Source organism: Polaromonas sp. (genome assembly GCF_029945895.1).
Classification (GTDB): domain Bacteria; phylum Pseudomonadota; class Gammaproteobacteria; order Burkholderiales; family Burkholderiaceae_C; genus Polaromonas.
The window spans coordinates 1-7,525 of sequence record NZ_JAQSDL010000111.1; the positions used below are offsets into that span (position 1 = coordinate 1).

Annotated in this window: 9 protein-coding genes; 4 read left to right on the forward strand and 5 right to left on the reverse strand. The window is 64.1% G+C overall.

Features of this window, described 5'->3' with window-relative positions; all coding sequences use genetic code 11:
- The 3 genes from PSV33_RS17595 to PSV33_RS17605 all read right to left on the reverse strand — a co-directional run.
- On the reverse strand, positions 1-317 hold a 317-nt coding region (locus tag PSV33_RS17595), incomplete at its 3' end, for a heme-binding protein (protein ID WP_300563719.1).
- Between the two features lie 140 nt (positions 318-457).
- Positions 458-1,096: a response regulator gene (locus PSV33_RS17600; protein WP_300563721.1), complete on the reverse strand. Its 639-nt coding sequence runs from the start codon at positions 1,094-1,096 to the stop codon at positions 458-460.
- Entirely contained in the window at positions 1,093-2,568 is a 1,476-nt protein-coding gene (locus tag PSV33_RS17605) for an ATP-binding protein (RefSeq protein WP_300563723.1), read from the reverse strand. The genes PSV33_RS17600 and PSV33_RS17605 overlap by 4 nt, the downstream gene beginning before the upstream one ends.
- 46 nt (positions 2,569-2,614) lie before the next feature.
- Between PSV33_RS17605 and PSV33_RS17610 the strand changes: the two genes are divergently transcribed.
- The 4 genes from PSV33_RS17610 to PSV33_RS17625 all read left to right on the forward strand — a co-directional run bounded on the left by PSV33_RS17610 (position 2,615) and on the right by PSV33_RS17625 (position 6,120).
- The gene (locus PSV33_RS17610) at positions 2,615-3,529 is read left to right on the forward strand and encodes a cation diffusion facilitator family transporter (protein WP_300563725.1); all 915 of its coding nucleotides are present in this window, start codon (positions 2,615-2,617) and stop codon (positions 3,527-3,529) included.
- A complete protein-coding gene (dtd, locus tag PSV33_RS17615) occupies positions 3,526-3,981 on the forward strand; it encodes a D-aminoacyl-tRNA deacylase (RefSeq protein ID WP_300563727.1) in 456 nt (151 codons plus the stop codon). The genes PSV33_RS17610 and dtd overlap by 4 nt, the downstream gene beginning before the upstream one ends.
- 208 nt (positions 3,982-4,189) lie before the next feature.
- Entirely contained in the window at positions 4,190-5,206 is a 1,017-nt protein-coding gene (locus PSV33_RS17620; protein ID WP_300563729.1) for an alpha/beta fold hydrolase, read from the forward strand.
- Between the two features lie 146 nt (positions 5,207-5,352).
- Complete coding sequence (locus PSV33_RS17625; RefSeq protein WP_300563731.1) at positions 5,353-6,120, forward strand: alpha/beta hydrolase; 768 nt, start codon at positions 5,353-5,355, stop codon at positions 6,118-6,120.
- A gap of 76 nt (positions 6,121-6,196) precedes the next feature.
- Here the strand turns inward: PSV33_RS17625 and PSV33_RS17630 are convergent, their stop codons facing one another.
- Together PSV33_RS17630 and ybeY are read right to left on the reverse strand one after the other, a co-directional pair.
- Entirely contained in the window at positions 6,197-7,231 is a 1,035-nt protein-coding gene (locus tag PSV33_RS17630) for a peptidoglycan DD-metalloendopeptidase family protein (protein WP_300563733.1), read from the reverse strand.
- A gap of 84 nt (positions 7,232-7,315) precedes the next feature.
- The coding region (ybeY, locus tag PSV33_RS17635; protein ID WP_300563735.1) for an rRNA maturation RNase YbeY at positions 7,316-7,525 on the reverse strand (210 nt) is incomplete at its 5' end.

Here is a 7,525-nt window from a genome sequence, read left to right on the forward strand (position 1 = left end):
GGGTTTTTCTGCGCGCCGTCCATCATGGCCAGCGTGGTGTTTTTGGCCGATGCCGAGGTGAAGGCCTTTTGCAGGCTGGCGCCCAGGGTGTGCGGGCCGGCATTGTCCGCGCGTTGCACGGCGCGCACGCCGCCGGCGCGGTCCACCACCGTGGCGGCCACCGAATACCCGTTGGCCGAGCAGGCGGCAACGGTGGCCGAGGCGATCTGATTGGCCAGTTCAAGGGACATGTTCTTTTCCGTCCGGACGCTTTGTGCCGAAGCGGCAGCGGCGGCGAGGGACAAGGCGAGGGCAGAAAATTGGATGATGGTGCGCATGGTGTTCTCCATTGATGTTGTTGCTCGGAACGGTTCAATCAACCGTGAGAGAACTTTAAAAAATGGAGGCCGGGTTGCCCATTCGTAGGCCTACGCGACCGGCTCCGTAGAACTACGGAGCAGGTTCATCCCGGCCGTTTTCAGGGGCTGGCTTCGGCCAGCGAAGCGTAGTGCCTGATCAATTGGGCCAGTGAATCGGCTTCCAGCTTGGCAAACAGGTTGGCACGGTGGGTTTCCACCGTGCGCGGGGAAACATTGAGCGCGCGGCCGATTTCCTTGTTGGTCAGTCCCGCCACGATCAGGCCCAGGACTTCACGTTCGCGCGCGGACAGCTGCGCATACCGCTCCTGCGCATGCCGGTCGGCCTGGCTGCGCTCACGCGACTTCACATGCTGACGCACCGCATTTTGCAGCGCTTCCAGCAAGGCTTCGTCATCCACCGGTTTTTCCAGAAACTCGGCAGCACCGGCCTTGAAGGCGCGGCGGCACATGTCCACTGTGCCGTGCCCGGTCAGCAGGATCACGGGCTGGTCCACACCCTGGGCCACCAGCGTGTCCAGCACCGTCAGGCCGCTGATGCCGGGCATGCGCACATCGAGAACGATGGCGCCTATGGTCTGGCGGTCAAAGCCGGCCATGAAGGCCTGTGGGTTGGCCCAGGCCTGCACACGCAGACCTACCGTACCGATCAGCAGGGTCAGGCTGGTGCGCACGGCCGCGTCGTCGTCAATCAGGTGGATCAGCGGCGACAAGGTGTCGCCTGGACCCGTGACGTTCATGGTTGGCCTTCGGAGGCAGCGGGTGCCAGCGGCAGGGACAGGCGGAACTGGGCGCCGCGCGGCTCCTGCTTCCCGGCTTTGAGGCTGCCGTTCATGCCGGTGGCCAGCGTTTCGCACAGGCTCAGGCCCAGCCCCAGGCCGGCGTCGCGCGTGGTGAAAAAAGGCTCGAAGATGCGCGCCAGCACCGCGTCCGTCATGCCCGGCCCGCTATCGGTGACAGTGATGGTCCCCTGCCCGGCCTCGGCGTGCACGGCTACCGTCAATTGGCGCTCTTTGCTGGGGACCTGTTCGAGGGCCTGCAAGGCATTCATCAACAGGTTGTGGATGATCTGTTCCAGGGCGACCGGTTCGGCGAGCACGGTGACCGGAGCGATGGGGAGTGCCAGCGTGGGTGCGACGTCGCGCCGTTTGAACTCCGGCTCCAGCAGGTACAACGCGTTCTGGATGGTCTGCTGCAAGCCGACGGGCTGCAACTGCGCGGCCAGGTCGGGGCGCTCCACGGCGCGACGCAGGCGGCTCACCACCGAGGAAGCGCGGCGAGCCTGCTCGACCGCCTGAGCCATTGCGTCACGGACCACCGTCAGATCCGGCGGTTCTTCTTCCAGCAGACGGGTGCACGCCTGGGTGCTGGCCAGCAGCGCGGTCAGCGGCTGGTTCAATTCGTGCGCCATGCCCGCTGCCAGCTCACCCAGGGTGTTCAGGCGGGCGACCTGGCCCAGCCGCAGCAGCTCTTCTGCGCGCCGGCGGGCCGCGCGCTGGCGCAGCCAGGCGAGCCAGCCGGCCAGCACGGCAGCCACCAGGGCGGCCCAGACCAGCATCCAGGCCCAGGGCAGTTCGAGCCAGCCGACCTGGCGCAGGGCCACGACGTCGAAGGGCTGGCTGTCCGCCGCCAGATGCTTGTGAAAGTCGAAACGCCAGCCGCCTTGGCCCAGCCGGCCCGGCTGCACGATCCAGTCCTGGCCTTCGTGCCTCAGCATCACACGCACCGGGCTGGTTTCCGGCGCCATCGGCCATTCACTCCAGGGAACCACGGCGCGCAGGTCCATCTGCAGTGCAAAGCTGGCGGGTTCGGACGCCAGCACCAGCTGGTAGCGGCCGCGGGCAAAGTCCACACCGGCCAGCGCCGGGCGGCGCAGCGCCCGCGACAGGGTTTCCGCGACGCGCAGGCGCTCATCGGGCCAGCTGGCACCACTGTCACGCCGTTGCACAGAGATGATTTGGGGATAAAGCGAACTCAGGCGCTGCTCGGGCTGCGATGCATCGGGCGCGGTTTGCAGCAGTGCCAGTGTCGCCATGACGGCGTCGTGCTGCACCACGCGCTGGCTGAGAAGCCTGTGAACAATGCGTGCGTCGGTCTCGAAGGCCTCCCGCTGCTGTGTCAGCTCCATGCGCGCCAGCGTCACGCAACCCAGCACCGTGATCAGGCCCCAGAGCAGAAACCCTATCCAGCGGTGTTGTTGAGCCTTGCGCATGGCTGCATTTTTGCATAGCGTGCCGCGCATCGGGGACAATGGGCCGATGAAGTTGCCCACACTGCAGTCATTGACACCCCAACGCCTGCTGATGGCTTCGGTGGTGGTGGCGCTTGTCACCATCGTGCTGAAAACCGGGGCCTGGTACATCACCGACTCGGTCGGTTTGCTGGCCGATGCGATGGAATCTTTCGTCAATCTGGCCAGCGCGATTTTCGGGCTGACCATGGTGACAATTGCGCAGCGGCCTGCCGACGACGATCATCCCTACGGCCACCACAAGGCCGAATATTTTTCCTCCGGCTTTGAAGGGGTGCTGATCATCGCCGCGGCGCTGGCCATCATCTGGGCGGCAGGCCATCGGATATTTGACCCACAGCCCCTGCAGCAGGTGGGCTGGGGCCTGTTTCTTTCCGTGGTCAGCTCGGGTCTGAACGGGCTGCTGGCCTGGGTCATGTTCCGCTCCGCCAAGGCGCACCGTTCGATTGCGCTTGAAGCCGATGCCAGGCACTTGGTCACCGATGTCTGGACCTCGGCGGGCGTGGTCGTGGGCATCGGCGCCGTCATGCTGACGGGCTGGCTCTGGCTCGATGCATTGGTGGCGATGGGGGTGGCACTGAACATTCTCTGGGAAGGTTTTCACCTGATGTGGCGTTCGTCACAGGGGCTCATGGATGAAGCAGTGGAGCCCGAGGTACTGGCCGACATTCACAAGACCCTGGACGAGTTCCAGCACCACACCATCCGCTTTGACCACATCAGCACGCGCCGTTCGGGCCAGCGCCGTTTTGTGGACATGCACATGCACATGCCGGCCAGCTGGTCACTCGGGCGCGCTGCTGCGGTTCGCGCCAGTGTCGAGCAGGCGTTGATGAGCGCCGTGCCGGGCCTGCGTGCCACCATCGAGCTCTTGCCGTCGGACGTGGAAGCGCACTTTGACGACAAGAAGGACCTGATTTGATCAGCGTGATTCAGCGCGTCAGCCAGGCGCGTGTGGTGGTGGGCGGTGAAGTGATCGGCCAGATCGGCGCCGGCCTGCTGCTGCTGCTGTGTGCCGAGCGCGGCGACAGCGATGCCCAGGCCGACAGGCTGCTGGCAAAAATTCTCAAGCTGCGCATCTTTTCAGACGAGGCTGGCAAGATGAACCGCAGCGTGCAGGACGTGGCCGGCGGCCTGCTTGTCGTCAGCCAGTTCACACTGGCCGCCGATGTGTCAGGCGGCAACCGCCCCAGCTTTACCGGTGCAGCCGGGCCGGATGAGGGGCGCCGGCTCTACGATTACTTTGTGGCGCAGGCGCGATTGGCGCATTCGCAGGTAGAGACCGGGCGGTTCGCCGCCGACATGCAGGTACACCTGGTCAATGACGGGCCGGTGACGATTCCCTTACGCATTGATCCGCTATCAAAACAGTAGCTATCTGCGCTTGTGACGTAAAGGCTGAAGTCGTATTTTGTACTTGACTTTGGCGGTACCGGGGGTTTGCATGCGATGAGGCCTGACGGGCTATCATCGGCGGGCCATGGCAGCCCGACAACGAACCATTCGCTTCTGCACCGCCGGGGATGGAACCCGGATCGCGTTTTCGCGGACCGGTCATGGCCCGGCGATTGTCAAATCATGCATGTGGCTCAACGACATCGAGTCAGAGGCCTCCAGTCCGGTGTGGGGGCCGTGGATCGCCTTGCTGAATACTGGCCATGAACTCATCGGCCATGATCTTCGCGGCTGCGGACTTTCAGACCGGTTGATTGACAGCACCTCCTTGCAGGCCTGGGTGGGCGACATGGAGGCTGTGGTCGAAGCAGCCGGACTGGAACGCGTGGTGATCGTCGGCTTGTCCCAGGGCGCTGCCGCCGCCATTGAGTACGCGGCGCGGCACCCCGACAAAGTGGCCGGACTCATCATTTGTGGCGGCTATGCCCAGGGGCTGCTCAAGCGCGACGCCACCGACGCCGAACGGGAGTTGGGCAAGGCCATGGCGAAAATGATGGAATTCGGCTGGGGCAGCGACAACGCTGCGTTCCGTCAGGTGTTCTCGTCCCGGTTTTTCCCGGACGGCACGGCCGAACAGATACGCTGGATGAATGCGCAGATGAAAACCTGCACCACGCCCGCCATGGCAGCCCGGATTCTGCGTGCGGCCTATGAGATTGACGTGTCTGCCGCGGCGCAAAAGGTCGCGTGTCCAACCCTGGTCCTGCATTCCAGAATGGATGCCGTGGTGCCCTTCGAGTCGGGCCGGGTTGTTGCCGGGCTCATCCCTGGTGCACGCTTCGTGCCCATGGAGTCGTGCTCACATTTGCCCAAGGTCACCGAGCCTGCATGGCAGCTTCTGCAGACCGAAGTGACCACATTTCTCGATACGGTTCGCGCGGACCCTGTGGCGGGCGATCTGCCGGTTCTGTCCAGGCTGACGCCGCGCGAGCGCCAGGTGCTGGAGCAAATTGCCCGTGGGCGCGACAACGCCCACATTGCTGCCACGCTGGGACTCGCCAACAAGACCATCCGGAACCACGTGACCAGCCTGTTCGACAAGATGGGTGTCACCACCCGGGCCGAAGCGATCGTGCAGGCCCGGGACGCCGGTCTGGGTCGAGCTGACCCAGCGCCGCCGGGACTGGCGTCCCGACCCAGATAGCACCCAGGGAGAAAATTCCGGCAGCAGCCGGGACCGCTGCCTCTGGAAGTTCGCGCTGGCGTTTCCTATGCTGTGACCAAGGCGATCGGCCAGTCAATACCAGGTCAACCGGCTTGGGGGGCTTGATCCTTTTGCAGGAGCCTGCCATGTACCTGAAATCAAAAGATGCCGATATTCTGGTGTCATCATTCGGCGCCGGCCCCCGGACCTTGCTGGCCCATGGCGGCTGGGTGGGCAGTGGCGAGTTGTGGGTGGCGCCGTTTGAAATTCTCAGTTCATCCTGGCGCACCATCACTTACGACCACCGCGGTACCGGCGGGACAAGGTGCATCACCCCCGATATCACGTTTGAACTGCTGGTGGATGACCTGTTTCGGGTGATGGATGCCTTGAACGTGGAAACCTGCGTGCTGGCGGCTGAATCGATGGGTGCATTCGTCGCCTTTGAGGCCGCCTTGCGTTGCCCCGAGCGCTTCACTGGCCTGGCCATCGTGGGCGGGCGCTATACGGGCGAACGAACGCCCACCCGCGACCGGCTGATCGCCGGATGCAAGGCCGATTTCGCGGCAACCATGGATGCCTTTGTCGAAGCCTGCGCCCCGGAGGCGGGGTGCGAGGCCGAGCGGGCCTGGGGCAAACTGATTGTCAAGCGGTCCAGCGCCGGAGCCGCTGTGCAGATGCTCGAATGTGTGGAGCACGTGGATATGGCATCGCGCTTGGGCGCGATCACGGTTCCAACGCTGGTCCTACACGGCAGTCGCGACGTGATCTCACCGCTGGCCTCATCTGAAAAGCTGCTTGATCTGATCCCGCATGCGAGGCTGGTGGTAGCAGATGGCGTTGGTCACGTTCCGACCATCACGCGCCCGCAATGGGTGGCACAGCAGATGCAGGCGTTTTTTGCTGAAGTTTGAAGAGAAAAGGCTGTCTCAGATACGCGTTTGAGTCTGCGTATCGGCGTAATTCGCTCGGGGACAATTCAGCTGCCTACTAGCCCTTGCACAGGAAGGGCCAGATCAGCTTGGCGCCAGCCGGAACAATCTCGCCGCTTTTGCGCTTGTAGGCGGCGGGGATCAGCTTTTGCTCTGCGGGCAATTCCCGCATCAGCGCCGTGTCCATCGGCAGCTGGCCGCGGAACAGGGCGATCGGGTCGATGAAGCGGCCTCCTTCCGGAACCACCGTATCGTTGGCGACCGCATAACGGGGTGACTCGCCGATGAAGGCCGACAGGTGCAGGTGGGGCTCCCGGCTCGCGCCCGGAACGCCGCTTCTGCCGTTCGGTCCCAGGTACTCGCCCATGCGAACGCGCTGGCCGATTTCCAGTTCGGGCGCCTTGCTGAAATGCGAATACAGGGTGTACGACCACACCGGCAAGCCGCTGTCCTGCGGGGAATGCTGAAGGACGATCAACACGCCACGGTTCTTGCGCGGACCTTCACCACCACCGTCAGCCTTGGCCACCACCACGCCGTCGGCCATGGCGTGAATCGGTTCTCCGTAACCGGCAGGAATGTCGGCACCCGAGTGCAGCTTGTTTTTGTCCGGCCCGCCCTGCCAGACTTCTCCGAAAACGTGGTCAATGGGGTGGCAGCCACCGCCCTGCGGGAAGACCGCGGTCAGGCCGCTCTCCTGCATGCCGATCGCGTGCATCTGCTCTTTCGGGGTCTTCCCGCTCAGAAAGGCCTGGCTGTTGACGTTTTTGAGCTGGAACAGCGGCACCTTGTGGGGTTCTGACGAGTTGGCCTTTGCGCCACCTGCCCCGCCCTCGCCAGCCGGTCCGGCGCCCGCGGCGGCATTGTCGAAAGCCGCCGCCAGTTCCTCAGGGGTGACGAAGCCGTCCCCATTGGCGTCGATTTTCTGGAACCGGCGCTTGTTACCCAGCCACTCGTCGGTTGAGATCTTGCCATCCCCGTTGGTGTCGAAGCTTTTCATCAGCGCATCGGCGCGGGGGTTGGCGTGGGCCGCTCCGAAGAGCAGGCATGAGAGGGACAGCGACGCCAGCATCGCTTTGCGGATGGTTTTCATGGGACTCCCTTTTTGTCATTATTTTTGGTACGCCGGAACCCGGGCGCGTCGCCGGGTTCCGGCGCCATCATAGGCCTTACCCGGTCAATAGGGGTTGGGGAAACCCAGCGCGTCCAGCAGCATGATTTCCAGTGCCTCCATCTCCAGCGCATCGCCTTCGTTCGTCTCGTGGTCATAACCCTGCGCGTGCAGCGTGCCGTGCACCAGCAGGTGGGCGTAGTGCGCCTGCAGGGTTTTGCCCTGCTCGCGGGCCTCGCGTTCCACCACGGGCGCACACAGCACCAGGTCGGCCGT

What these genes read in the sequence shown, in the direction of transcription:
- PSV33_RS17600 (WP_300563721.1), bottom strand. Translation starts at nt 1,096, where the DNA reads ATGAACGTCACGGGTCCAGGCGACACCTTGTCGCCGCTGATCCACCTG.
- PSV33_RS17605 (WP_300563723.1), bottom strand. Translation starts at nt 2,568, where the DNA reads ATGCGCAAGGCTCAACAACACCGCTGGATAGGGTTTCTGCTCTGGGGC.
- PSV33_RS17610 (WP_300563725.1), top strand. Translation starts at nt 2,615, where the DNA reads ATGAAGTTGCCCACACTGCAGTCATTGACACCCCAACGCCTGCTGATG.
- PSV33_RS17620 (WP_300563729.1), top strand. Translation starts at nt 4,190, where the DNA reads ATGTGGCTCAACGACATCGAGTCAGAGGCCTCCAGTCCGGTGTGGGGG.
- PSV33_RS17625 (WP_300563731.1), top strand. Translation starts at nt 5,353, where the DNA reads ATGTACCTGAAATCAAAAGATGCCGATATTCTGGTGTCATCATTCGGC.
- PSV33_RS17630 (WP_300563733.1), bottom strand. Translation starts at nt 7,231, where the DNA reads ATGAAAACCATCCGCAAAGCGATGCTGGCGTCGCTGTCCCTCTCATGC.